The 23,007-nt window shown below is 71.5% G+C and carries 19 protein-coding genes; 6 read left to right on the top strand and 13 right to left on the bottom strand.

Annotation, left to right across the window (positions count from 1 at the left end; translation table 11 throughout):
• Position 1 precedes the first annotated feature (1 nt).
• Both HNR30_RS19290 and HNR30_RS19285 read left to right on the top strand, forming a co-directional pair.
• Positions 2 to 190, top strand: coding sequence for an acyl-CoA carboxylase epsilon subunit (locus tag HNR30_RS19290; protein WP_181612111.1), 189 nt, complete (start codon positions 2 to 4; stop codon positions 188 to 190).
• Between the two features lie 103 nt (positions 191 to 293).
• Positions 294 to 1,241: an NYN domain-containing protein gene (locus tag HNR30_RS19285; RefSeq protein ID WP_181611302.1), complete on the top strand. Its 948-nt coding sequence runs from the start codon at positions 294 to 296 to the stop codon at positions 1,239 to 1,241.
• Positions 1,242 to 1,251: 10 nt separating this feature from the next.
• On the opposite strand, the gene HNR30_RS19280 is transcribed toward HNR30_RS19285, so the two are convergent.
• The gene (locus HNR30_RS19280) at positions 1,252 to 2,205 is read right to left on the bottom strand and encodes an ArsR/SmtB family transcription factor (RefSeq protein ID WP_181611301.1); all 954 of its coding nucleotides are present in this window, start codon (positions 2,203 to 2,205) and stop codon (positions 1,252 to 1,254) included.
• Between the two features lie 46 nt (positions 2,206 to 2,251).
• On the opposite strand from HNR30_RS19280, the gene HNR30_RS19275 reads away from it, so the two are divergent.
• The 3 genes from HNR30_RS19275 to HNR30_RS19265 all read left to right on the top strand — a co-directional run bounded on the left by HNR30_RS19275 (position 2,252) and on the right by HNR30_RS19265 (position 5,376).
• On the top strand, positions 2,252 to 3,421 hold the full coding sequence (locus HNR30_RS19275; RefSeq protein WP_246378886.1) for an MFS transporter: 1,170 nt from the start codon (positions 2,252 to 2,254) through the stop codon (positions 3,419 to 3,421).
• 69 nt (positions 3,422 to 3,490) lie between these two features.
• A complete protein-coding gene (locus HNR30_RS19270) occupies positions 3,491 to 4,882 on the top strand; it encodes a DNA-3-methyladenine glycosylase 2 family protein (protein ID WP_181611299.1) in 1,392 nt (463 codons plus the stop codon).
• Positions 4,879 to 5,376, top strand: a complete 498-nt coding sequence (locus HNR30_RS19265) for a methylated-DNA--[protein]-cysteine S-methyltransferase (protein ID WP_181611298.1) — start codon at positions 4,879 to 4,881, stop codon at positions 5,374 to 5,376. The genes HNR30_RS19270 and HNR30_RS19265 overlap by 4 nt, the downstream gene beginning before the upstream one ends.
• Positions 5,377 to 5,400: 24 nt before the next feature.
• On the opposite strand, the gene HNR30_RS19260 is transcribed toward HNR30_RS19265, so the two are convergent.
• The 12 genes from HNR30_RS19260 to HNR30_RS19205 form a co-directional block, all read right to left on the bottom strand.
• Positions 5,401 to 6,312 carry a hypothetical protein gene (locus HNR30_RS19260; RefSeq protein ID WP_246378885.1) on the bottom strand — a complete coding sequence of 304 codons (912 nt, stop codon included), beginning with the start codon at positions 6,310 to 6,312 and terminating at the stop codon, positions 5,401 to 5,403.
• On the bottom strand, positions 6,312 to 6,875 hold the full coding sequence (locus HNR30_RS19255) for a hypothetical protein (RefSeq protein WP_181611296.1): 564 nt from the start codon (positions 6,873 to 6,875) through the stop codon (positions 6,312 to 6,314). The genes HNR30_RS19260 and HNR30_RS19255 overlap by 1 nt, the downstream gene beginning before the upstream one ends.
• Positions 6,872 to 9,799: a BTAD domain-containing putative transcriptional regulator gene (locus HNR30_RS19250; protein ID WP_220133776.1), complete on the bottom strand. Its 2,928-nt coding sequence runs from the start codon at positions 9,797 to 9,799 to the stop codon at positions 6,872 to 6,874. The genes HNR30_RS19255 and HNR30_RS19250 overlap by 4 nt, the downstream gene beginning before the upstream one ends.
• Positions 9,800 to 9,939: 140 nt before the next feature.
• Positions 9,940 to 10,356: an Rv3654c family TadE-like protein gene (locus HNR30_RS19245; protein WP_312894502.1), complete on the bottom strand. Its 417-nt coding sequence runs from the start codon at positions 10,354 to 10,356 to the stop codon at positions 9,940 to 9,942.
• Positions 10,353 to 10,826 carry a TadE/TadG family type IV pilus assembly protein gene (locus tag HNR30_RS19240; RefSeq protein WP_181611295.1) on the bottom strand — a complete coding sequence of 158 codons (474 nt, stop codon included), beginning with the start codon at positions 10,824 to 10,826 and terminating at the stop codon, positions 10,353 to 10,355. Before HNR30_RS19240 ends, HNR30_RS19245 begins: the two co-directional genes overlap by 4 nt.
• Positions 10,823 to 11,269 carry a TadE/TadG family type IV pilus assembly protein gene (locus tag HNR30_RS19235; RefSeq protein ID WP_312894501.1) on the bottom strand — a complete coding sequence of 149 codons (447 nt, stop codon included), beginning with the start codon at positions 11,267 to 11,269 and terminating at the stop codon, positions 10,823 to 10,825. The genes HNR30_RS19240 and HNR30_RS19235 overlap by 4 nt, the downstream gene beginning before the upstream one ends.
• Complete coding sequence (locus HNR30_RS19230; protein WP_181611294.1) at positions 11,259 to 11,483, bottom strand: hypothetical protein; 225 nt, start codon at positions 11,481 to 11,483, stop codon at positions 11,259 to 11,261. Before HNR30_RS19230 ends, HNR30_RS19235 begins: the two co-directional genes overlap by 11 nt.
• A gap of 2 nt (positions 11,484 to 11,485) precedes the next feature.
• The gene (locus HNR30_RS19225; protein WP_181611293.1) at positions 11,486 to 12,403 is read right to left on the bottom strand and encodes a type II secretion system protein; all 918 of its coding nucleotides are present in this window, start codon (positions 12,401 to 12,403) and stop codon (positions 11,486 to 11,488) included.
• Positions 12,396 to 13,466, bottom strand: a complete 1,071-nt coding sequence (locus HNR30_RS19220; RefSeq protein ID WP_246378884.1) for a type II secretion system F family protein — start codon at positions 13,464 to 13,466, stop codon at positions 12,396 to 12,398. The genes HNR30_RS19225 and HNR30_RS19220 overlap by 8 nt, the downstream gene beginning before the upstream one ends.
• Complete coding sequence (locus HNR30_RS19215) at positions 13,467 to 14,759, bottom strand: TadA family conjugal transfer-associated ATPase (RefSeq protein ID WP_181611292.1); 1,293 nt, start codon at positions 14,757 to 14,759, stop codon at positions 13,467 to 13,469.
• Positions 14,760 to 14,973: 214 nt separating this feature from the next.
• Complete coding sequence (locus HNR30_RS19210) at positions 14,974 to 15,699, bottom strand: hypothetical protein (protein WP_181611291.1); 726 nt, start codon at positions 15,697 to 15,699, stop codon at positions 14,974 to 14,976.
• 1 nt (position 15,700) lies between these two features.
• Positions 15,701 to 16,378, bottom strand: coding sequence for a hypothetical protein (locus tag HNR30_RS19205; RefSeq protein WP_181611290.1), 678 nt, complete (start codon positions 16,376 to 16,378; stop codon positions 15,701 to 15,703).
• A 457-nt stretch (positions 16,379 to 16,835) separates the two neighbouring features.
• Between HNR30_RS19205 and HNR30_RS47900 the strand changes: the two genes are divergently transcribed.
• A complete protein-coding gene (locus tag HNR30_RS47900; RefSeq protein ID WP_246378883.1) occupies positions 16,836 to 22,583 on the top strand; it encodes an FtsK/SpoIIIE domain-containing protein in 5,748 nt (1,915 codons plus the stop codon).
• Positions 22,584 to 23,007: the final 424 nt, after the last annotated feature.

Below are 23,007 nucleotides of genomic sequence, written 5' to 3'. Positions count from 1 at the left end.
CATGCAGGTCGTCAGCGGCGACGCGACACCCGAGGAGATCGCCGCGCTGGTCGCCGTGCTGGCCGCGCGCGGCGAGAACCCCGCGACCGCGACAGAGGCGAAGCCCGAATCATGGCGAAACCCTGCCAGATCCATGCGTAAGCAGCTGGTGCCAGGGAAGTCGGCATGGCGGAACAGCGCCCTACCATAGTTGGATCCGAAGAATCGGGTGTCAACTTCCCCGAGACTTGGGAGTATCTAGAAAATAGGCGTATATAGTCAGCCGATCAACTAAGTCGCGGCCTGGAGGACACATGGCCATCCCAGACCTCACGCCGCATCCTGTCGCAGCGAAGTACGCCGTGCTCGTGGATGTCGGTTATCTGTACGCTGCCGCAGGTGAAGTGCTCCTTGGGGCCAAGGAGCGCAAGGAATATCGGGTGGCCGCCGATGAGCTGATCCAGGCCCTGCAGAAACATGCCGAAGTGAAAATTTCCGGCGAACTTCTGCGGATCTATTGGTATGACGCCGCCCGCGACCGAGTGCCCACCGTTGACCAGCGGGTCATCGCCCAGCTGCCCTGGGTCAAGGTCCGTCTTGGCAACCTGAACGCCCGTGGCCAGCAGAAGGGGGTCGACGCGCAGATCAGGAGCGACCTTGAGGCCCTGGCCAGGCACCACGCCGTGACCGACACGATCCTGCTTGCGGGCGATGAGGACATGGTGCCCGCCGTCGAGGCCGCGCAGGCGTACGGCGTGCGGATCCACTTGTGGGGTGTCGAGCCGCCGTACGGCACCAACCAGGCCGAGCGCCTGGTGTGGGAGTCCGACACTGTTGAGGTCATCTCGGCCGATTTCCTGCGTCCCTATTTCAACCGTGCTCCGCAGCCCGTGCCCGTCGTCGCCCCGACGGTGGCCACGCCCTCGCCCGCCCAGGTCTTCGCTGGGCGCACCCAGCCGGTCAAGCCCTCGCTCAAGCCCGGCCAGGTGGCCAAGCTCGGGCCCTCCCGGCCTCGCGTCGAGGAGGTGGGCGAGCACGTCGCGCAGAAGTGGATCCTCACCCGCGGCCGCGACAACATCCGCGACCTGCTGCCCGGGCCGATCCTGCCCACGGTCATCGACACCGAGCTGCTCATCGAGGCGGAGAAGGAGCTCGGCCACTCGCTGCGCCCCTACCCCGAGGCCAGGGTGTGGCTGCGCGACGGCTTCTGGGCGCGCGTCTACCGGGAGTTCGACCTGGGCGTGGGCATCTCGTCGAAGTGAGCCGGGCCCGCTACGCGCGGGCGTCCTGACGCAACAGCGTCTCGGCGACCGCCGTACGGGCGTAGAGCACGAAGCGCCCGGTGCGGTGCGCCGAGCAGAGCCCGGCCTTGCGCAGCGCGGTGAGGTGCTGGTTCGCGCCGGGCTCGGTCAGGCCCGTGCGCTGGGCCAGCTCGCGGGTGGAGGCCGGCTGGTCGAGCTCGGCCAGCAACCTGGCTCTCGTACGGCCCAGCACCGCGGCCAGCGCCTGCGGCGGCTCGACCTCGGCGTGCTCCCACAACGTGGCCAGGCCGCGCGGCGGGTAGCGCACGGTCGGCTGGTAGGGCGGCGCGGTGACGGAGAAGACGCGCGGCCAGGTGAAGACCGACGGCACCAGCAGCAGCCCCATGCCGCGCAGGGGCCGCTCGCCCGTGCAGTGCACGCTGGGCAGCCGCAGCCGCTCCCCCTCCCAGCTCACCCCGGGGTCGAGGTCGGCCAGCATCTGCCGCAGGCCGTGCCCGGCCAGCGTGCGGGCACGGTAGAGCACGTCGCCTTCGAGCAGCGCGCCGATGCGGGCCCAGTACGGCTCGATCGCGGCGGCCCAGTAGTTCCTGATCTCCTCCGAGAGCCGTTCCAGGCCGCGCTCCGGATCGGCCAGGAGCGCCCGCGTGTGCCGGGTGTCGGGCAGGTCGGTGAGGTCGTCGGTCAGCGCCCGCATGGCCGCCAGTTCCACCTCCAGGTCGGGCACCGAGGTGGCGGGCGGCGGGCAGACGAAGCCGGGGATGTAGGGCGTGGGCACCGGGACCAGGTCCGACAGCAGCCGCCAGTCGACGTCGCGCAGCCGCCTGGACACCTGCTCGGCCCAGGGCCTGAGCAGGGAGTGCGCGGCCGGGTTCTTGACCACGCGCACGCTGGCCACGACCTCCCAGAGCGGGGAGATCGCGAAGCGGGTGTTGGCCACGTCCTGCGTGGTGAAGATTAGCTCCACACTTAATTAATAGCGGCTCATGGCGGCCATGAGCAGCGTTGGGCGTATGAGCTTTCGCAATCTCTACCTGTCGGCGGCGGTGAGCCAGTTCGGCTCCCAGATCAGCTATGTCGCCCTTCCCCTGCTCGCCGTGACCGCCCTGGACGCCGGAGCCGCCGAGCTGGGGCTGCTCAGCTCGCTGGCGACGATCACCGTCCTGGTGACGGGACTTCCCGCCGGCGCCTGGATCGACCGCGTGCGCAAGCGGCCGGTGATGGTGACGGCCGACCTGGCGCGTGCCGTCCTTCTGGGATCGTTGCCGTTGATGTGGTGGCTGGGCGGGCTGACGATCTGGCAGCTGTACCTGGTGGCGATGCTGACCGGCGTGGGCACGCTCTTCTTCGACGTCGCCTCGCACAGCGTGCTGCCCCACATCGTCGGGCGCGACGGCCTGACCAAGGCCAACTCGTTGCTGGTGGGGACGAGCGCCGGCATGGACATCGCCGGGCGCAGCTTCGCCGGCGTGCTGGTCGGGCTCGCCGGGCCGCCGCTGGCGATCGTCATCGACGCGGTCTCCTACCTGGTCTCCGCGCTGTTCCTGCGCAGGCTGCCCTCGCCCGCGCCGGCGCCCGGCAGGGAACGGCTCGGCCCGCAGGTCGCCGAGGGCGTGCGCTTCGTGGTCCACCACCCGGTGCTGCGGCCGATCGCGTTGCAGGGCGCGATGGTCAACGTCGGCTTCCCCCTGATGTCGGTGCTGCTGCCGATGGTCATCAGGCCCGCGTGGCTGCTCGGGCTGTTCCTGGCCGTCGGTGGCGCCGGGGTCCTGGCCGGTTCGTCGCTGGCGCACGTGATGGGCCGGTGGCTGGGCAACGCCCGCGCGGTCTGGCTGGTCAGCCTCACCACCACGCCCGCCGCGTTCCTGGTGCCGTTCGCCGAGCAGGCGATCTGGGTGGCCGCCGCGGGCTGGTTCGTGCTCACCTTCCGGACGGGGATGAACAACGTGATGCTGGTCAGCTTCCGCCAGCGGGTCACCCCCGACGAGCTCCAGGGGCGCATGAACGCGACGATGCGCCTGATCCTGATGGGCGCCGTCGGCATCGGCGGACTGCTGGCCGGGGTGATCGGCGAGGCGTTCGGCGTCACGGCGGCACTGTGGGCGGGAGCCGCCGTCATGGCCCTCAGCTGGCTGCCGCTGGCGCGGTCCGAATTCCGCCAGTCACCGGTCCTGACCAGCTGACCTGCCGTTTCACGGTCGGGTCCGATTCCCGCCAGTGGCAGGGTACTCCAGCGCCGTAGAGTCATGCACATGACCGCTCAGAACCTCGACTTCGACGCCTGCTACCGCGCGGTATCCGCCAGGGACGCCCGGTTCGACGGGCGGTTCTACACGGCGGTGAAGACCACCAGGATCTACTGCCGGCCGATCTGCCCGGCGCGCACCCCCGCGGCGCGCAACGTGCGCTTCTACCGGCACGCCGCCTCCGCGGAAGCGGCCGGGTTCCGTCCCTGCAAACGGTGCCGACCCGAGCTGTCGCCCGGCGACCCCGGCTGGGACGTGCGCGGCGACTTCGTCGGCAGGGCCCTGCGGCTCATCGACGACGGCTCCGCCGACGCGGGCGTGGCCGGCCTGGCCCGCCGCCTGCACATCACCGAACGGCACCTGCACCGGCTGTTCGTCGCCGAACTCGGCGTCGGACCGCTGGCGGTGGCCCGCACCAGGCGGCTGCTGCTGGCCAAGCAGCTGCTCACCGAGACCGACCTGCCCGTCACCGACGTGGCGTTCGCGGCCGGGTTCGGCAGCGTGCGCCAGTTCAACGCCACGATGCGCGACACGTACGGATTCACGCCCAGCGAGCTGCGCGCCACCGCGCGCGGGGCGGGCGCCGCCACCCCGCCCACCGACGGAGGTACGGCGAGCCTGCGGCTCAAGCTGCACCGCCGCGACCCCTACGACGCCGAGGCGATCTTCCGCTTCCTGGCCGCCAGGGCGATTCCCGGCCTGGAGGAGGCCGACACGACCCGCTACACGCGTGCCGTACCCGGTGGGACGATCACGCTCACCCCGCATGAAGGCCACATCACCCTCGACGCCACCGTCGAGGACACCCGATGCCTGTCGAGGCTGGTGGCCAGGTCCAGGCGGCTGCTCGACCTCGACGCCGACCCGATGGCCATCGGAGAGGCCCTGGCCCAGACCTCGCTGGCCCCGCTCGTCGCGACCAGGCCCGGCCTGCGGGTGCCGGGGGCCTTCGACGGCTTCGAGATGGCCGTCAGGGCGGTCGTCGGCCAGCAGATCTCGGTCGCGGGAGCACGCACCCTGCTGGGCAGGATCGTGGCCAGGACCGGCTTCCTGACCGCGGAGAGCCTGGCCGACGCCGACCTGACCGGCCTGGGCATGACCACCAGACGGGTCGCCACCCTCAAGGCGCTCGCCGAGCGGGTGTCGGAGGGCGAGATCGACCTCGACGGCGGCCAGGAGCCGGGCGAGGCCTTCAACGCCCTGCTGGAGGTGCCCGGCATCGGCCCGTGGACCGCCGGCTACATCGGGCTGCGCGCCCTGCGCGACCCCGACGCCTGGCCCGATGGCGACCTGGTGCTGCGCAAGCGCATGGCCGCCCTCGACATCCCCGACGATCACATCGAGCGGTGGCGGCCCTGGCGGGCCTACGCCGCCCTTCACCTGTGGAGTGCATCATGATCAAGGCAAGCGTGGAGACCACCCCGATCGGCCCCCTGGCCCTGCTGACCCGCGACGGCGTGCTGGTGGCGGCGGGCTTCACCGCCGACCCGGAGGAGATGTTCGCACGGCTGTCGCCGTCGCTCCGGTCGGAGGGCCTTGAGCGGGTCGCCGACCTGGGCGACATCTCGCACAAGGTCGCCCGCTACTTCGGCGGCGAGCTGGAGGCGATCGACGACATCCCCGTCGAGCAGCCGGGAAGCAGCACCCGCAAGGCGCTGCACAAGGCGCTGCGCGAGGTGTCGGCCGGGACCACCGTGTCGTACGGCGAACTGGCCGAACGCGCCGGCCTGCCCAGGACGGCCGCCAGAGCGGCGGGCAGCGCCTGCGCGCAGAACCTCATCGCCCCGTTCGTCCCGTGCCACCGGGTGCTGCCCACCACCGGCGGCTTCGGCGGCTACTACTACGGCACCCACGTCAAGGAATGGCTGCTGCAGCACGAAGGCGTTCGCTGAGGTGCCCGCCGCACGGTCCGGGGTCTAGCGGCCCTGGACCGTGCTCTGCACCTCGCCCACCGGGACGTCGCGGGTGCCGCCCGCCTCGATCGGGTCGTAGGCGAACGGCACCACGTCGTCGTCGGCGTCCGCCTCCACCGGCCAGACCGTGGTCACCGTCAGCACGTAGACCTTGCGCGGCTCGTTGATCGACGCGCGCAGGTATCGCACGCCGCAGGTGAACTCGCCTCCCCTGACGTACGGCCTGCCCGCGCTGCCGCAGTTCTCGCGGACCTCGGCGTCCTTGGTGCCCGCGTCGATCTTGATGTCCTCCAGCTGCGCCGTGACCGTCGCGGACATGATGCCCGGCAAGGTCGCCGTCACCGAACGCGACGTCTGGCCCACCCCGTCGAGCCACACCCACGTCGGCAGGTTGACGTAGCTCTTGGCGTCGGGATTGAGCTTGATCCGCGGCTCCGGCACGGTGAGCGCGGCGCGGGCGATCTGGTAGAGCTCCTCCAGCGTGATCCCGGCAGGCGGGGTCGCGCCCGGCGGCACCCACACGAACGGGTTCAGCCCGCCCCAGCAGGCGTACCCCTTCGGATCACTGGCGTTGTAGGCGGGCTTCCACCAGCGGCCCTGCTGGCCGACCTTGTCCTTGAACTGCTTGAGGAACTTCTGGAACTGCTCCTCGGTGCCGCGCGGGTTCTGGTGGAACCACTGGGCGCGCAGCTCCTCCTGGGTCTTGGCCATCTGGCCGGCGTCGGGACCGGGCTCGTACCAGCACGGGCGTTTGACCCGGTAGCCGTCGGCCCTGCCGCCGCGGGCGCCGTTGCCGGTGATGACGATGTCGGAGTTCTCCAGCTTGACGCCTGCCGTACGGTCGTCCTGGAAGCCCTCTCCTCGGGGGCCGCCGGGGTCCAGCAGGAGCAGGCCGGCCATCAGCAGGCGCAACATCAGGCGCATCCCTTCAGATCGTGACGGAAGTCCTTGACCCGCCAGGTGCCGTCCTGACCCTTGTGGAGGACGACGGCCTGCAGGTAGGGGGTGCGGGTCCAGCGGGGCTGGCGGGTGTGCACGTTGCCGCTGCGGTTGAGCAGGCGCACGCCCGTCTCGTCGACGCACGCGTTGACCTCGGCGCCGTCGTCGACGACGGCGCTGACCCGCAGGGAGTACAGCCGGGCCGAGCCCTTGACCTTGGCGCCGTCGAAGCTCTTCACCCAGTCGTGGGCCTGGGCGCTGGCCGGAGGTTCGACCAGCTCCAGGTAGGCCTGCGAGCCGGTGAACACCGAACGCCAGGAGTCGAGGTAGAGGTCGGTGAAGGCTCTGAGCATCGTGGTGTCGGCGCCCGCGGGCCACTCCACCGACACCGACATCTGCTCGTCGATCGTGATCACTTCGGCGCTGGGGGTGCTGGCGACCGCCTGCCCGGTGGGCCGCTCGGCCTGGCGGGGCGTAAACGGCTTGTCGGGGCCGGCACACCCCGCCACGAGCAGGAGCAGCAACAGGACTCTGGTCACGCCGTCGACTCCCTCACCACGTGGATGCGCCACGACGGCAGCAACTCGTCGATCAGCGCCTCGGGCTCGGGAGCCAGGCCCGAGCCGTACGGATGCGAAGCCGAACGGCGCGTCAGGCCCTCCACCACCGCGCGCAGCCGTACGACGTCGCCCGTCGCGTGCGTCGCCCGCAGCAGGTCGCGCCAGAGCCCTTCGTCGTCGGCGGCCAGCAGCAGGCCCGCGCGCACCGCCGCGATCGCACCCTCCGGCTCGCCGTGCGCCAGGCGCACCTCGCACAGGCGATGCGCGGCGTCGGCCACACCCGCGCTCACGTCGTACTCCAGCTCGTCGGCCGCCAGCCACGCGTAGCGCCCGCGCGGACGGCCGCTCAGCAGCGGCCCCCTGACCAGGCCGAGCGCCCGCTCCAGCAGGACGGCACGGGCCGAGTGATCGTGATGCGAACGGCGCACCAGCTCGCGGAAGAGCGCCCAGTCGGTGCGCACCCCGGGCCCCAGCCGCAGCCTGCCCGCCTCGTCGGTGAACAGGTGGTCGGGCCCCAGCCAGTCGATCACCCGCGCGATCGTCGCGTCGCGGACCATCGTCTGCACCCCGCGCGGCCACAACACCCCGCCGAGCACCACCGGATGCACGCCGCCCGGATGCGTGGCCAGGTAGACCAGCAGCTCGGCCGCCAGATCCATGCGGCCGTCCTCCAGCGCCTCCGCACCCATGACCTCGATCGGGCCGAGCATCCTGATCTCCACCATCGGCGGGTGCAGGATGTCGAGCGCCTCCGCCTCCGGCACCGCCTCGCCGTCCATGTTCTCCGCCGTGACGAACAGGTCGACCAGCGCCCTGTAGTGCCTGCGCGGCAGGAGCTGGGCGGTGACCTCCAGGCCCAGCTCGGGCAGCTTCGCCCGGCCGTCGTCGATGATCTCGACCGTCCACGTCGCGTGGGCGATCTCGCCCGCGACCACGTAGCCCGCCGTGTCGTTCTTGGCCAGCAACGCCAGGCGCCTGACCTCGTCGTGCGTCGGCGTGACCGCGCACAGCAGGTAGTGGGCGTCACGCGGGCTGCCGGTCACGCGGCCCTTCAGCACCTGCTCGCGCGGGGCGGCGGTGGCCTCCAGATCGGGCAGGACCTCGGCCAGGCTGCCGACCGCCTTGATGCGGTCGGGTGCGATCGCGGTCAACTCCTCGCCGAAACCCACCAGAGTGACCCGCATACGGTCGGACCAGCGGTTCGTCGCCAGCTCCACGGCCAGCGCCGCCAGCGCCGCAGTGGTCTGGGGGCCGGTGATGTTGATCAGGCCCTGCGCCGCCTCCAGGTCGACCAGGACCCTGCCCGCGCCGTTGGTGCCCAGCGAGACCAGGCCAGGGTACGGCGCGCCGCCCGGCTGCTCCTCCAGCAGCCTGCCCTCGTGGGCGGCCAGGCGCCAGATCTGGCCTCCGTCGGTCGCCTGCCAGGGGGCGGGAGCGTTCTGCTGGGGCGGATGCACCCACAGGTCGAGGCGGCGGGGCGACAGGTGAGCGGCGTAGACCGTGGGAGGCGTGCGGTCCTGGGCGGCCAGCTCGGCGCCCAGGAGCCTGAGGCCGGTGTCGAGCATCCTCGTGCCCGGGGCGTCGGCGCCCAGGCGCAGGGCCGTCTCGGCCTTGGCGGCGTCGTCTCTCGGGCGGGCGACGCGGTGGCCGAAGGCTCGGCGCCAGAGCTGCTCCCTGCGGCGGCGGCCGAGGATGAGCAGGAGACCGGCGGCGGCCAGCGACGCACCGGCCAGGTAGTCGACCAGGTCAAGGCCGGGCGTGGACTCGTCGGGGGCCGGTTGCTCGGCTTGCGGTTTCTCGGCTTGCGGGTTCTCGGCCTGCGGCTTCTCGGTCTCGGGTTTCTCGGCGCTCGGCTCTTGAGCGCTCGGCTCTTGAGCGCCCGGCTCCTCGGCTCGCGGCACCTCGGCTCGCGGCTCCTCGGCTCGCGGCTTTTCGGTCGCCGGCTCCTGAGCGGGCTCCTGGGACGGCTTCTCCTCCCGGGGCTCCTGGGTGCGCTGGGCGGGCGGTGTCAGGTCGAGGCTCTTGCCACCCACCTCCACCCCGGTCCTGGGCTCGGGCTTGTCGACCACCTTGGCCCGTCCAGGGTGCAGCTCCAGCGTCTCGGCCCGCTTCTGCTCGCTCGGCACGACGTGCACGTTGCGCGCGTCGTCCGGCATGTCCAGCACCCACCCGGGCCGGATCAGATCCGCCATCTGCAGCCGTGTCCCGTCAGGCTGCGCCTTGTGCTGATTGAGCCGGTAGATCTCCGGATATCTCCGCCCATCCCCCAGGCACTTCTCGGCGATCTCCCACAGGCTCTCGTGGTGCCTCCCGTGAGGCGGCTGCACCACGTAGACCTTCTTCGTCGTCCGGAACGTCTCCAGCGTCGCCGTCTCGGCCACCGGAGCCGCGTACGCCACCGGGGCCACCCTGACCGGCACCGGCTTGCCCATGTGTGCGATCGGCACCGCCACCGCGCCCGCCGTGAACAACACCAGCACCGCCGAGACCAGCCGGTTGGCCAGCGCCTGGGTGCCTCCGGACAGCGGCACCCTGGCCGGCATGCCGACCCGCCGCACCCCGGCGTACACCTCCACGATCACGCACACCACCAGCTGGAACCAGGCCAGCCAGACCAGCAGCACCAGCACCGCGATGATCGTGCTCGGACCCACCGTGCTCGTGAACAGGTCGAGGTCGAGCAGCTCGGGAGAGATCGGCGGTCCCGCCAGGGTCAGGAGTGCGTACGGCACGCCGCCGACGAGCAGCGCCAGCACGACCAGCGCGCCCAGCCCGGCGAGCACGTCTCCTGCCGTACGGCGTTGCGGGATGCGCACCGGCGCACCCCTGCCGCGCCCGGGCCCGCCCGCTCGTGGCCGCGACGCTCCGGGGCGTGCCTGCCCAGGGCTCTTACCCGACGGCATCGCCACTCCTTTCCCGTCCAGCGTCTTCGTTGGACCGTCCTCAACGCCACCGAGTGGTGGGTTTCGGTCTATCTCGCCATCAGGCTCAGGTCCCCACGGGGCCGCCTCACCGCGCACCGCCTGTCACCGCGCACCATCTGTCACCGCGCGTCCGGCCCCGCCGTCGCGCGCCCCTCCATCCACGACCCGGGGAACCCGATCGCTCCCAGGAAGAAGGCCGTCCACTCGGCCCGTACGGTCACCGTCACGGTCGTGTTGCCGTCGCCCACCTCGCACGTGCCCGCCTGCAGCGCATCGGAGCCGTGCGCGTCGACGACCTCCCAAGCCCTGGCACACGCCTCCCCGCCGCCGAGCAGCCTCGCCTCGCCCGTCTCCCGCAGGTGCTCCACGTCGACACGGTCGGCGCCCGCCCTGGCCGCCTGCTCGGCCACATCGGCCGCGCGCAACCGGGCGTTGATCGCCGCGCCACCGTCGACCAGCAGCCCGGCCAGCAGGAACACCACGACCGAGAACAGCACGGTGAACACCGACATCGAACCGCGGTCCCGCCTCCTCACTCGACCCTCCGGAACGTCTCCAGGGGCACCACCGAGGTGCCGGTCAGCTCCTTCGTCGCGGTGAAGCCGAGGAAGCCCAGGTCGAGTTCGCAGGCGATCCTCACCGTGACCTGGCCGCCCTCCTCCCATCGGGATCCGGCCAGCGACACCTGCGGGGAGACGCACCGGCCCTCCAGGGCGTGCGTGGCCGTACTCTGCGCGGCCTGCTCGGCGTCGGACATCGTGCGCTGCACCGACGCCGCCCTCGCGGCGTCGCGCGCCGCCCCGCTCACCTCGCCCTGCGCCTCGACCAGGCGGCCCGCGCCGACGAGGAACATCAGGAAGAGGAGGAAGACGGGGGCGAGCATCACGGTCTCGACCGCCATCGACCCGCGATCGGCTGACCTGCCGCGGCGCGCGGGCGCACCTTCCGCACGGCTCTCGCGACCGCACGACGTGCCCTTGTGCCCCACCGCGTGGACCGCCGTCATGGGGTCCCCCCCGCCTCGCAGCTGTTGCTGCCGTCGTCAGGGCGGAAACACTCCACCGGCCCGCCCGAGTGAGCGGTGATCGTGAACGTGAGATCCGGCAGCAGCGGGATCACCTGGACGGCGTTGCCCGTCACCGTCACCCACCGCTCGTCGCCCTCGCGCTCGGCGACACTCACCCGCAGGTCGGAGAGCAGCTTCGGCCCCACGGCGGCGGCGATGGCCCTGGCCTTGTCGACCGCATCGGCCTCCCATCCGCCGTCGGAGGAGGAGCGGGCGACCCGCGCCCCTTCCCGGGCGGCGGCCTCGGCCACCTGGCGCCCGTGGAACCACAACGTCACCTGCACGACCAGCAGCGAGACGGCGAGGATGACGGGCATGAGCAGGGCCAGCTCGATGACGGTGGCACCGCGCTCGCGACGGCGGGCGACGGTCTCACTCGTCACCGCCGCCCTCTCCGCCGAAGCTGCCTTGGATCTCGCTCTGCTTCTGCTCGACGAGCGTTTTGATGAGCGTCGCCAGACCGAGCGCGACCCCGGCGATGATCGCCGTGATGATCACCCACTCCACGGCGGAGGCACCGCGGCTCGGCGCGGTGCGAGCTCGGTGGATGCGCACGCCCAGGTAGGCGAGGAAGTACACGACCCAGGGATGGTTCATGGCTAGGACCCCAACATCTTCATCGCGGCCGGGAAACTGAGAAAGATCACGAAGCCCGCGCACAACAACAGCTGCGCGACGAGCATCGACTGCGAACGCTCCCCCGCTCGCCCCTCGACCTCCGCGAGCTCACGACGGCGGAGCGTCGCGGCCCTGGCTGCCAGGGAGGCGCGGATCTTGGCCCCGTCGTCGGCCACGAGCCCGAGCGCGGCCGACAGATCACGCAGCTCGTCGACGTTGATCTCCTCGCCGAGCTGCCCCAGCGCCTGCCACGGGGTGATGCCCACGATGCGGGCCCCGGACAGGGCGTCCTTGATGCGGTGCATCGCCCAGTTGGGCTGCTCGCCGCTGACCGACACCGCCATCAGCAGCGCCTCGGGCACGCCGCGACCTCCGGCGAGGTTCATCGAGACCAGGTCGAGAAAGGCCCCCACGACGTGGCGGAAGTCGCGCCGCCGTGCCGCGGCGTCGCGGCGGATCTGCAGGTCGGGCAGGAAGAAGAAGAGGAGCGCCACGAAGCACGCCATCCAGAACGGCACCGCGAACGACACACCCCACTCCATGAGGAGCAGCCAGGCAAGCAGCACGGGGAAGGCGAGCAGCCCCGACGCCGCCAGGAGCACCTTGGTGGCCAGGAACCCCTCGAAGGAGCGCCCGACCAGCGCCAGGTCGGACCTGGTGGAGCGGGAGCCCCAGCCGCGGGCGGCGTACAGCCGCGCCAGCCGTACGCCCAGGCCCCGGCGGAAGGCGCCGACCTCCTCGTCGGGCAGGACGAGCTGCAGCCTGGGGCCGTCGTCCTGCCGTACTGCATCGAGCGCGAGCAGGCGCGCGACCAGGCCCGGGCGCGCGGGGAACAGGGCGCGGAGGAGCAGGAAGAGCCCCAGCCCGAGTCCGCTGCCTGCGAGGACCGTCTCAACCATGGTTCCCCCTCGGCGATGGCGGGCCGGCCCGCTCGGCACCGGTCATGGTGGCGCCGGCTGCGGCCGACCTGTCGGCTACCGTCGGGGTCGCCCTGTCGGCTACCGTCGGGGTCGCCCTGTCGACTGCCGTCGGGTTCGCCCTGTCCGCTGCGGTCGGGTTCGCCCTGTCGGCTGCCAGCGGGTTCGCCCTGTCCGCAGCCGTTGGGGTCGCCTTGTCGGCTGCCGTCGCCTGGCCGCCCATGAGCAGCCGTGTCGGCTTGTCGAAGCGCGCCAGCCTGCGCATCCACGCGAAACCGGCACCGAAGAGCCCCGCGACCACAAGCAGCACAGCCTGGCCGAGCCACGAGCGATACTCGGCCACGTATCCCGGATTCCAGACGACCAGAATCACCGCGAACCCCAGCGCAGTCCCCACCACGATCTGCACGCTCTTCCTGGTCGCCCGCCGCTCGGCCTCCACCCGGCGGCGCATGTCGAGTTCCTCCCGCGCGGAGACGGCCAGCGCCCCGAGCACGTCGCGAAGGCCGGGCCCGCGCAGCTTGGCGTTGAGGATGAGCGCGGCGATCACCAGGTCGGCGGAGGGGTCGGCGAGCTCGTCGGCGAACAACCGCAGCGCGTCGGGCAGCGCCATGCGGGTGTGCAGCCGGTCGACCATCGACCGCAGGTGCGGGCGCAGCATGGGCGCGGCCGCCCTGATGGAGGCGGGGATCGCCTGCTCCAGCCCGGCGGCGCCGGCGATCGTGTCGCGCAGGGATTCGGTCCACGCGGCCAGTCCCTCCAGGCGCCGCATCGACGCGCGTTCCTCGGCCGCGCCGCCCGCCAGGCCGCGCCAGGCGAACACCAGCAGCACGGTGCCGACCGCCGCGACGGGCCAGCCGGTGGTAACCAGTACGGCTGTCGCCGCGATGGCCGCGACCGCGGTGCGGGTGGTGAGGTTCCTGGCGGATTCGCGTTTGGGGCGAGAGGGGCGCGGGCGCATGCCGTACAGGGCGATGATCAGCAGGAAGAGGCCTCCCCCTGCGGCGGCGCCTGCGAGCAGGACCAGCGGGTCGATGATGGGCATCTACCAGCTCCCCGGGTGGTAGCCGTGAGCGGCAAGTTCTTCCAGGCACGACAACGGCGCGTGAGGTACGGCGCCGCCGGGACCGAGGGTGAAGGCCTCGCTCGACAACACGCGGCCGTCGCAGCCGGTGACCTCGCGCACGCTGGAGACGTAGCGGCGCAGGGTGCCGCCGCGTTCGTACTCGTTGCGCTTCTCGATGAAGACGACGAAGTCGATGGCGCCCGCGATGAGCATGTGGGTGGCCTCGATGGGGAGGCGCTCGCCGGCCTGCAACGCGTAGGTGGCGATCCTGTTGAAGACCTCCATCGAGCTGTTGGCGTGGATGGTCGACAGGGAACCGTCGTTGCCCTGCGTCATCGCGTTGAGCATGGTGACGATCTCGTCGCCGAGAACCTCACCCACGATGACGCGGCTGGGGTTCATCCGCAGCGATCTTCTGACCAGCTCGGCCATCGTGATCTCGCCCTGGCCCTCGGAGTTGGGCAGGCGTTGCTCGAAGGCGACGACGTTGGGATGCAGCTCGGGGAACTGGTCGAGGCCCAGCTCCAGCGCTCGCTCGACGGTGATGAGGCGCTCGGTGGGCGAGATCTCGTTGGCCAGGGCGCGCAGGAGGGTGGTTTTTCCCGCATTGGTGCTGCCCGCGATCATGATGTTCTTGCGGGCAGCCACCGCACATTGCAGGAAATGTCCCACTTCCGGGGTCAGGGTGTGATTGCCGATGAGATCCGACAGGAAGACCTTGCCGAGGCGGGCACGCCTGATGCTCACCGACGGCCTGATCGTGACGTCCATGACCGCACTCAGCCGCGAGCCGTCGGGCAGGCGCAGGTCGAGCTGAGGATTGGCGGTGTCGAACGGCCTGCTCGACAGGCCCGAGTAGGCGGCCAGGATCTGGATCAGCTCGATCAGCTCGTCGTCGGACTCGGCCACGGGATCATGGATCTCCTCGCGGCCGTCGGCGTAGCTGACGAAGACGCGGTCGCAGCCGTTGATGTCGATGTTCTCGATCTCGGTGTCGTCGAGCAGCGGCTGCAGGCGGCCCACGCCGAACAGGGCCGCGTGGATGCCCGCGGCCAGGCCCTCCTCCTCCTCGATGGTGGGAGGCGTACGGCCGAGGCCGATCTCGTTGCGGGCGTGCTCCTCCAGGACGCGGGAGATGAGGGCGCGGGCGAACTGGCGCTCGTCCTCGCCGGTCATGGGGGCCAGGCCGTTGGCGGCGTCGAGACGGCGCTGGTGGGCCAGGCGGTCGCCGACCTCCTGGCGGAAACGCTTGACCAGGGCGTGGTCGATCATGGCCGCCTCCCCGCTCCACGAGCACCGGCCACCGTCGCGCGGGGCCCTCGGTCGGCTCGCGCGTCACTCCACGTCACTGTCGGGCGAGCCGGCCGGTTGATTCGCGCATCACTCCACGTCACCGTCCGGCGAGCCAGCCGCCTGATTCGCGCATCACTCCACATCGCCGTCGGGCGAGCCGGCCGCCTGATTCGCGCGTCACTCCGCATCGCCTTCACGCGAGCCTCCCGTGCAGCCGCCCGGCCAGCTCGCGTGCCGTACGGATCAGCAGCGACCGGTCCAGCCGCCCACCCCACTGACCGCGCAGCAGCTCAGCCCCCTTGGTGTCATACGCCAGCCCGTGCACGAACGACACGGACGGCCCCACGATGCGCCGCACCTCGTCGATCGAGGCGCGGTACTGCCGCGGATCGGCGATCACCACGACCCCCAGCCGCTCGGCCTTCGTGAGATTGAGCCGTTCGCGCAGATGAGCGACGTGATCAAGGCTCGCCCGCGTGAAGAGCACCACAAGCCGGGCCTCGTTCATCAAGTCGGCGATCTGCGGATGCGCCCCCAGCCGCCCGCAATCGGCGAGAACGTCGGCGTTGGGCATGGCCGCGAAGCTCTTCCCCAGCGGCCCCCACAACCACCCGAGGCCCGCGGCCTGCTCCCCATGGCTGAGCCCCGCCAGCACGTCGAGCCCCCCGACGATCTTCTGCGTGTGTTCGTGGATCTGCACGGGCTCCAGCCCGCGGCGCGCGATCGCGCCAAGCGTGAGCAGTCCCTTGCCGGGGTTGAGCACCCCGCCGTCCTGGGCGGGAAGCCGGTAGGCCAGGTCGCCGCCGGACGGATCGCACTCGGCGAGCAGGACCGGCCGTGGCCAGACCGCGGCCAGCGCGGTCGCGGCCGTGGTCACCCCCGGCGCGCCCTTGTCGGCGGCAAGCACGATCAGCGCCACGTCAGCGAGCTCCGGGCAACTCGGCCACGGCGATCTCGCCGCTGGACGCGCGCGCGAGGATCTCCGGGGAGACGGAGGAGTCGACGATGATGGTGATCTGACCGGAAGATCCCGTACGGCCCGGCGCGCTGACGCTGTGCACCAGGGCGCTCGCCGCCATGACCCGGCTCTGCGCCTGGCTGGACCGTCCGGGCACGTAGACCACCTGCACCCGGTCACCCCTGGCCAGACCGGCTGGGTATTGTCCCGGTTTGAGCGCCAGGCCCACCTTGGCCTTGCCGGGCCCCAGCTCCTGGCTCGCGGTTACGGTCATCTGGCTGGTCAGCAAGGTACCGGGCAGGATCGTCGCGGCGGCGAAGGTCTGCACGACCTCGAACCGGCGACCCCAGGCGACGTACTCGATGCCGGTGTCGGCGATCTGGACCTCTTCGAGAGCTTCGGCTGGAATGGGCTGTCCGGTACCGATCTGCTGGGTGACCCTGATCGCGGAGATCCGCTCGCCGCTGCGCATGACCAGCAGGGTGCTGGCCAGCGCTCCGCCCAGGATGAGGAGCACGGCGAGCGCCGCGAGCGCCGGCTTGCGCTCGCGCGGAGGCACCGGAAGCTTGCGCGAGGCGGGTCCGGAGAGCGCGCCGGCCGGGCCCGCCGAGTTCACGGCGGGTTTTTCAGTGGTCCTCATGGGTGGGGGGCTCCCATTACGAAATTGTGGAATTCACGCCATTATGTGCACCCGATTGTTGGACCGGGGGGCGAATGCGGGGAACCATGCTCGTTTCGCAGGTGGGCGGATGTCAACTCGGACTTTTCCATACTCGTTTTATTGAGTCAGTTGCATTTGCTCGATTTATCGTGATAGGAGTCACATCATTAACATGTGGCGCATTTTTCCCTGATTTATCACGCCATGCGACCTGGCCCCGGAGCCTCTTCCGCGCCGCTCACCTGCACAGACTCCTTTGCCGTCCACAGCCCTTTCCACAGCTCACCCAAGGCAGATGGGCAAAATCCCGGAATGTTTTCCACAGGCTTCGAGTTATCCACAGATCTTGTGTGCCATGCCGGTGCCGTCATTCGCCCGGCTTAACTTGGTCACCGGCGTTACCTTGTCCCCGGTCGCAGTCAAAGGGAGTCGGCACATGCGGATCATGCTCACCGTGCTCGATGAGCGCGGCGATCGTGACGTGGTCATCGAGGGCGACGACAACCTGTCGGTCGGCCGGGTCGCGGAAGCGCTGCGCGGCCACGACGAGCCATTGGCCAAGGTGGTGCGCCTCAACCGCGCCCCCTACGGCCTGTCACCCACCCCACCCGCACAACACACCCAGCCGCCGTACCCCCCGCCCTCATCGGAGCGCACCCGCCCGCCGTACCCTTCACCCGCCGAACGCGACCGCCCCCCGTACACCTCACCCACATCGGACCGCGACCACTCCCCCTCATCGGAGCGCACCCGCCCGCACGTGTCGACCGCAGCCCCCGGACACGACGACACCAGGACAGAGGCCCACGCTCCAAGCGACCTCACCACGCCCGCCACCGCCACCCTGTGGCGCAACGGCCAGCTCCTCGACTCCCGTGCCCCCGCCCGTGCCGTCCTCCGCGACGGCGACCGCGTGGCCCTCACAGAGTCCCTCGCCCGTTTCACCGTCACCGACGAGCCAGGCGGCGTCGCCGAGATCCGCGTGGTCGGCGGCCCGGGCGCGGGCATCGTCCACCGCCTCGGCCTGGGCGTCCACGTCATCGGCTCCGACGACATGTGCGCCATCTCCGTCCCCGACCGCAGCCTCCCCCCGGAAACCGCGGTCCTGCGCATCACCGCGGAAACCATCACCATCGAGCCCGTACGACACGCCCGCCCCGCCCTCGCTCCACGCCGTAAGCTCAAGGGCCGCTACGCGGAAGACGTCGCCCAGCTTCTCGACCGAGCCGAGTCCCGCGCCCCCAAACCCCCGGAGGACCCCAGCGACCTGCACCTCGACGCCGCCGCCCTGACGGAGCGACGCGACTGGCCGGAACACGTGCTGCTGACCTGCGGCTCCTCCGTCTTCGCCCTGACCGCCATCGAGTCGCCCGACGCTCACCTGGCCCCCAGGCCCGAGGGCGGAGTCGCCTACAACCGCCCGCCCAGGCTGCGCAGAGCCGAGCCTGAGCGTCGTTTCGAGCGCCCCCGCGAGCCCACCCGCACCGAAGGGCTGCGGCTCCAGCTCCTGGCCGCCCTGCTCCCCCTGATCATCGGCCTGGCCCTCGCCTACTTCCTCCACCAGTGGTATTTCCTGCTCATCGCCCTGATGAGCCCCGTCATCATGTTCGGGCAGTGGTGGAGCGACCGCCGCCACGGCCGCAAGCAGCACCGGCGGGCGATGCGCGAACACCTGGAGCTGCTCGCCGACTACGACGAGAGCGTCGAGCACGCCAGGCGCCAGGACGAGCTGACCCGCCGCTCCGACGCACCCGACGCCGCCGAGGTGCTGCTCACCGCCACCGGCCCCCGCCGCCGCCTGTGGGAGCGCCGCATCCACGACCCCGACGCGCTGCGCCTGCGCGTCGGCCTGGCCGATCTGCCCGCCAATCTCGAGCTCAGCGAGGAACGCGGAAGCGCCATCGACCCTCCCACCTGCCGTGCCGTACCCGTCGCCCTGCCGATGCGCCGCCTCGGCGTGGCGGGTGTGACCGGCCCGCGCGCGGTTTCCACCGCCCTGGTCAGCTGGCTCATCGGCCAGGCAGCCACGCTGCACAGCCCGCGCGACCTGGCCGTGGTGATCCTCTCCGCGCATTCCGACGGCGAGTCACGCTGGGGCTGGGCGCGCTGGCTCCCCCACTGCGCCGCGCCCGGGCTGCTGGCCGCCGACAGTCTCGTGCTGGCCGGCACCGACCCGGAGACCGCCGCCCGCAGGGTCGCCGAGCTGACCTCGCTGATCGACGAACGCCTCGACACCGCCATCCCCGAGCTCGGCAAGATCCCCACAGGCTGGGACGACCTGGGCGGCCCCGCCACGCCCACGGAGCCTGCCTTCGCCACCTACGACGAACGCCCTTTCGACGTGCTCGTCATCCTCGACGGCGCCCAGGTCCTGCGCGGTCTGCCCGGCATGCCCCAGGTCCTGCGCCAGGGCCCACGAGCCGGCGTCTACACCCTGGCCATCGACGACGACCAGCGTCTCCTCCCCGAGGAGTGCGCCACGGTCGCCACGTGCGGCGACGACGACCACGTACGGCTTCGCGGCGGCGGCCTCGACTCGCTGGGCCCCATCCTCGCCGACCAGGTCTCGGCGTCCTGGTGCGACAGGCTCGCCCGCGCCCTGGCCCCCGTCCGCGACGTCAGCCGCGAAGACCAGTCCGCCCAGCTTCCCACCTCCGCCCGCCTCCTCGACCTCCTGGCCCTCCCCACCCCCACGGCCGACGAGATCGCCTCCCGCTGGCCGGTCAGAGGCACCACCAACGCCCAGATCGGCATAGGTCCCGAGGGCCCCTACTCCGTCGACCTCACCCAAGACGGCCCACACGCCCTCATCGCCGGCACCACGGGAGCGGGCAAGTCCGAACTCCTGCAAACGCTCATCTGCTCCCTGGCCGTCGCCAACCGCCCCGACCAGCTCACCTTCGTCCTGATCGACTACAAGGGCGGCGCGGCCTTCAACGACTGCGTACGGCTCCCGCACACCGTCGGCATGGTCACCGACCTCGACGGCCACCTCACCAAGCGAGCCCTCGACTCCCTCGCCGCCGAGATCCGGCGCCGCGAGCGCCTCCTCCTGGCCGCAGGCGCCAAGGACATCGACGACTACCTGGACAAGCTCCACCAATCCCGCCCCACCCACCCGCACCTCCCGTCGCTCACCCCCCGCAGAACCCCCACCCCGAAAGGCCCCACCCGCCCCCACCCCACGCCCGCCGAGCCGGGACCATCCCGCCCACACTCATCGACATGGACCCCCATCGCCCCCATCCCAAAACAGCCACCCCCCGGCACCACGGCACCCACCCAGCGCCCCTACGCGAGCGAACCAACCCCATTCGCCCGCTTCTCCCGCCGCGCCTTCGACCTCCCACGCCTGCTCGACGAACAATCAGCCGCCAGCGGCCCCTCAGCCCCCCGCCCAGGCGAACCATCGGGCACCTGGTCCTTCCCCACCCCCCGCGACACCGAGGACCAATCAGCCACCCCCCATCCGGCCGAATCACCCGCCCCCAACACATCAACGCGGTCCCACTCGTCGGATCCCCATCCGTCGAACCTCCACGGCCCCAGCCCCGCCGCCTCCGCACCCTCACCCGGGTCTCAGTCCTCCGGCTCAGCCCAGGCCCCCGGCCCTCGCACGCTCAACCCCACCCAGGCATCCACGCCCGGCCCCCACACCTCCGCCGCGGCGCAGTCCCCCAGCCCCCACTCACTTTGGCCCACCACCGGCGAGCCACCCAAGGCTGCCCCCTCTCCCAACTCTCTGCCCCACACCCCCGACCCCACAGACCGCCACCTGGAGCCCCTACCTCGCCTCGTCCTGATCATCGACGAATTCGCAGCCCTGGTCACCGAACTCCCCGACTTCGTCACCGGCCTGGTCGACATCGCCCGCCGCGGCCGCTCCCTCGGTGTCCACCTGATCCTCGCCACCCAGCGCCCCGCCGGAGTGGTGACCGCCGACATCCAGGCGAACACCTCCCTCCGCATCGCCCTGAGAGTGACAGAACCCTCCGAATCCACCGACGTCATCGACGTCCCCGACGCCGCCCACATCCTGCGCTCCACCCCAGGCCGCTGCTACGTCCGCTCAGGCGTGGGCGCCGCGACAGCCGTACAAACCGCCCGAATCGGCGGCAGAGCCACCACCTCAACCACCCGCGGCCCCGTCCGCGTCTCCGAACTCACCTGGCGCACCCTCGGCCGCCCCCTCCCCCCACCACGCGAGACGACGGACACCAACGACGTCACCGACCTGGCCATCCTCGTAGACGCCCTCGCAGACGCGGCACGCCTGACCAACACCCCCACCCAGCCCACCCCCTGGCTGGACCCCCTCCCCGCCCACCTCGTCCTCGCCCTCCCCACAGCCCCCGACCTCCGCGCAATCCCCGACCTCCCCGCATCCTCCGACCTCGCCACAACCCCCGGCCTCCGCACATCCTCCGCCCTCCCCACATCCCCAGCCCTGCCCCCAACCTCCTCCCTGCCCCCAACCTCCTCCACACACGGGCGCACCCACCCCCACACCCCCGGCCCTTTCCCCTTCGGCGTCACAGACCTCCCCTGGGCTCAGAAACGCCGCCCCCTCACCTTCGACCTCGAACACGGCGGCCACCTCCTGATCGCCGGCAGCGCCCGCTCCGGCCGCTCCACAGCCCTGCGCACCCTGGCAGGCAGCATCGCCGCCACCGCCTCCCCCGCCGACGTCCACCTCCACGCCATCGACTGCGGCTCCGGAGCCCTCCTCCCCCTGGTCGCCATGCCGCACTGCGGCGCCGTCGTCACCCGCGACCAGCTCGACCGCGTCGAACGCCTCCTGACCCGCCTCCGCACCGAAGTGGGCCAGAGGCAGCAACTACTCGCCGAAGCCGGCCACGCCTCGCTGTCCGAATACCGCCAAGCGGGCAACCACCTCCCCTGGCTGATCCTCATGCTCGACCGCTGGGAAGGCTACGTCGCCGCCTTCGAGGGCTACGACTACGGCAAACTGACCGACGCCCTGCTGCAACTGCTCCGAGAGGGCGCCGCCGTAGGCTTGCGCGCCATCGTGACGGGCGACCGTTCCGCCCTGATCGGCCAGGTCTCCACCGTCTTCGACGACCGCCTCCTGCTCCGCCTGTCGGACCCCTCCGACTACGCCCTGGCCGGCTTCCCCGCCAAGGACCTCCCCACCTCGATGCCCCCCGGCCGAGCACTCACCATGGGCGAGCAGGGCGTGGAGGAGAGCCAGATCGCCCTCCTGGCCGCCGATCCATCAGGCCCAGCCCAGGTGGCGGTCCTCCAGACCCTCGCCAGACAAACCTGGCAAACAGACTCCCCCGCCCCTACCCCGGCCACCACCACGCGCCTGCTCACGACCCCTGACACGGACTCGGCACCGCACACGGCCACAGCCCCACCCCCAGCCACGGCCACGGCCACGGCCACGGCCACTTCAGCCGACGCACCCACCCCCGGCCAAAGGCCAGCAGCGGCCACCCCCAACCCCTGGCCGTGGCAGGGCGAGCCCCCGCTGCGGGTCGACTCCATCCCCAACCGCATCACCGCCGGCCAAGCCCTCGACCTGCAGCCCGGCTTCACACCACCCTCCCCCCTCTGGGCGCTCATCGGCGTAGGCGGCGACGCCCTCACCCCCATGGGCATCGACCTCCTCGCCCAAGGCCCCGGCGCGGTGATCGCCGGCCCACCCCGTTCAGGCCGCTCATCCGTCCTGGTGACAGCCGCTCGCTCCTTGATCGCTCAGGGCACCCCCGTGATCGCCGTCGTCCCACGCCGCAGCCCGTTGCGGGACCTGGAAGGCGCCCGAGCCGTCCTCGACGGCAACGGCATAGGCCTACAGGAACTGATCGCCGACCTTGACACGTACGTCGTGATCGTCGACGACGCCGAACTGATCAACCCTGACGCCCCACTCGGCTTACTGCTGGACGAGATCCTCCGAACAGGCCGCGACGGCGACCACGGCTTGATCATCGCCGGCGCAACCGGCGACCTCTCCACCGCCTACCGCGGCTTCGTCGCCGAAGCCCGCAAACCCCGCACCGGGTTGCTTCTGTCCGTGCAGAGCCCCGCCGACGGGGATCTCTTCACGGTACGGCTACCGCGGGGCGCCGTAGGCGGGCCACCCGGTCGTGGGCTGCTGCTCACGATGGGCACGATCACTCCGATCCAGGCTGCCCTCCCCGATCCGATCCCGCTGTGACGGATGCGTGCCGAGCCTGACCTTGGGCTGGGCCGGACCATGGACTGAGCCTGGGGCCGAGCCGGCCGGGCCGGGCTGAGCTGGGCCGGGCTGAGCTGAGCCGGGCTGAGCTGAGCCGGGCTGAGCTGAGCTGAGCTGGGCTGAGCCTGGGCTGGGCTGGGCTGAGGACTGAGCCAGAGGGCAGGGCCGGGCTGGTGCTGAATCTGGGGTCGGGCCAGGGCTGAGCCTGGGGGCCGGGCTGGGCCTGGGGGCAGGGGCAGGGGCAGGGGCTGGGGGCAGGGGGCAGGGGGCAGGGGCTGGGGGGAGGGCAGGGGCTGGACCTGAGCCTGGGGTCGGGCCGGGGCTGAGCGGGGGGCCAGGGCTGAGCGTGGAGGGTTGGCCGCAGCAGAGCGCGGGGGTTGGGCCAGGGCAGAGCGTGAGGGCC

The sequence above is a fragment of the Nonomuraea soli genome (genome assembly GCF_013761175.1).
GTDB lineage: Bacteria > Actinomycetota > Actinomycetes > Streptosporangiales > Streptosporangiaceae > Nonomuraea > Nonomuraea soli.
Note: the sequence above shows the minus strand (reverse complement) of the source record. Positions and strands in the feature narration are given on the sequence as shown.

Excerpts from the sequence above, each read along its gene's own strand:
- HNR30_RS19290 (WP_181612111.1), top strand. The coding sequence starts at position 2 with ATGCAGGTCGTCAGCGGCGACGCGACACCCGAGGAGATCGCCGCGCTG.
- HNR30_RS19285 (WP_181611302.1), top strand. The coding sequence starts at position 294 with ATGGCCATCCCAGACCTCACGCCGCATCCTGTCGCAGCGAAGTACGCC.
- HNR30_RS19275 (WP_246378886.1), top strand. The coding sequence starts at position 2,252 with ATGAGCTTTCGCAATCTCTACCTGTCGGCGGCGGTGAGCCAGTTCGGC.
- HNR30_RS19270 (WP_181611299.1), top strand. The coding sequence starts at position 3,491 with ATGACCGCTCAGAACCTCGACTTCGACGCCTGCTACCGCGCGGTATCC.
- HNR30_RS19265 (WP_181611298.1), top strand. The coding sequence starts at position 4,879 with ATGATCAAGGCAAGCGTGGAGACCACCCCGATCGGCCCCCTGGCCCTG.
- HNR30_RS19260 (WP_246378885.1), bottom strand. The coding sequence starts at position 6,312 with ATGTTGCGCCTGCTGATGGCCGGCCTGCTCCTGCTGGACCCCGGCGGC.
- HNR30_RS19250 (WP_220133776.1), bottom strand. The coding sequence starts at position 9,799 with ATGCCGTCGGGTAAGAGCCCTGGGCAGGCACGCCCCGGAGCGTCGCGG.
- HNR30_RS19240 (WP_181611295.1), bottom strand. The coding sequence starts at position 10,826 with ATGACGGCGGTCCACGCGGTGGGGCACAAGGGCACGTCGTGCGGTCGC.
- HNR30_RS19230 (WP_181611294.1), bottom strand. The coding sequence starts at position 11,483 with ATGAACCATCCCTGGGTCGTGTACTTCCTCGCCTACCTGGGCGTGCGC.
- HNR30_RS19225 (WP_181611293.1), bottom strand. The coding sequence starts at position 12,403 with ATGGTTGAGACGGTCCTCGCAGGCAGCGGACTCGGGCTGGGGCTCTTC.
- HNR30_RS19220 (WP_246378884.1), bottom strand. The coding sequence starts at position 13,466 with ATGCCCATCATCGACCCGCTGGTCCTGCTCGCAGGCGCCGCCGCAGGG.
- HNR30_RS19215 (WP_181611292.1), bottom strand. The coding sequence starts at position 14,759 with ATGATCGACCACGCCCTGGTCAAGCGTTTCCGCCAGGAGGTCGGCGAC.
- HNR30_RS19205 (WP_181611290.1), bottom strand. The coding sequence starts at position 16,378 with ATGAGGACCACTGAAAAACCCGCCGTGAACTCGGCGGGCCCGGCCGGC.
- HNR30_RS47900 (WP_246378883.1), top strand. The coding sequence starts at position 16,836 with ATGCGGATCATGCTCACCGTGCTCGATGAGCGCGGCGATCGTGACGTG.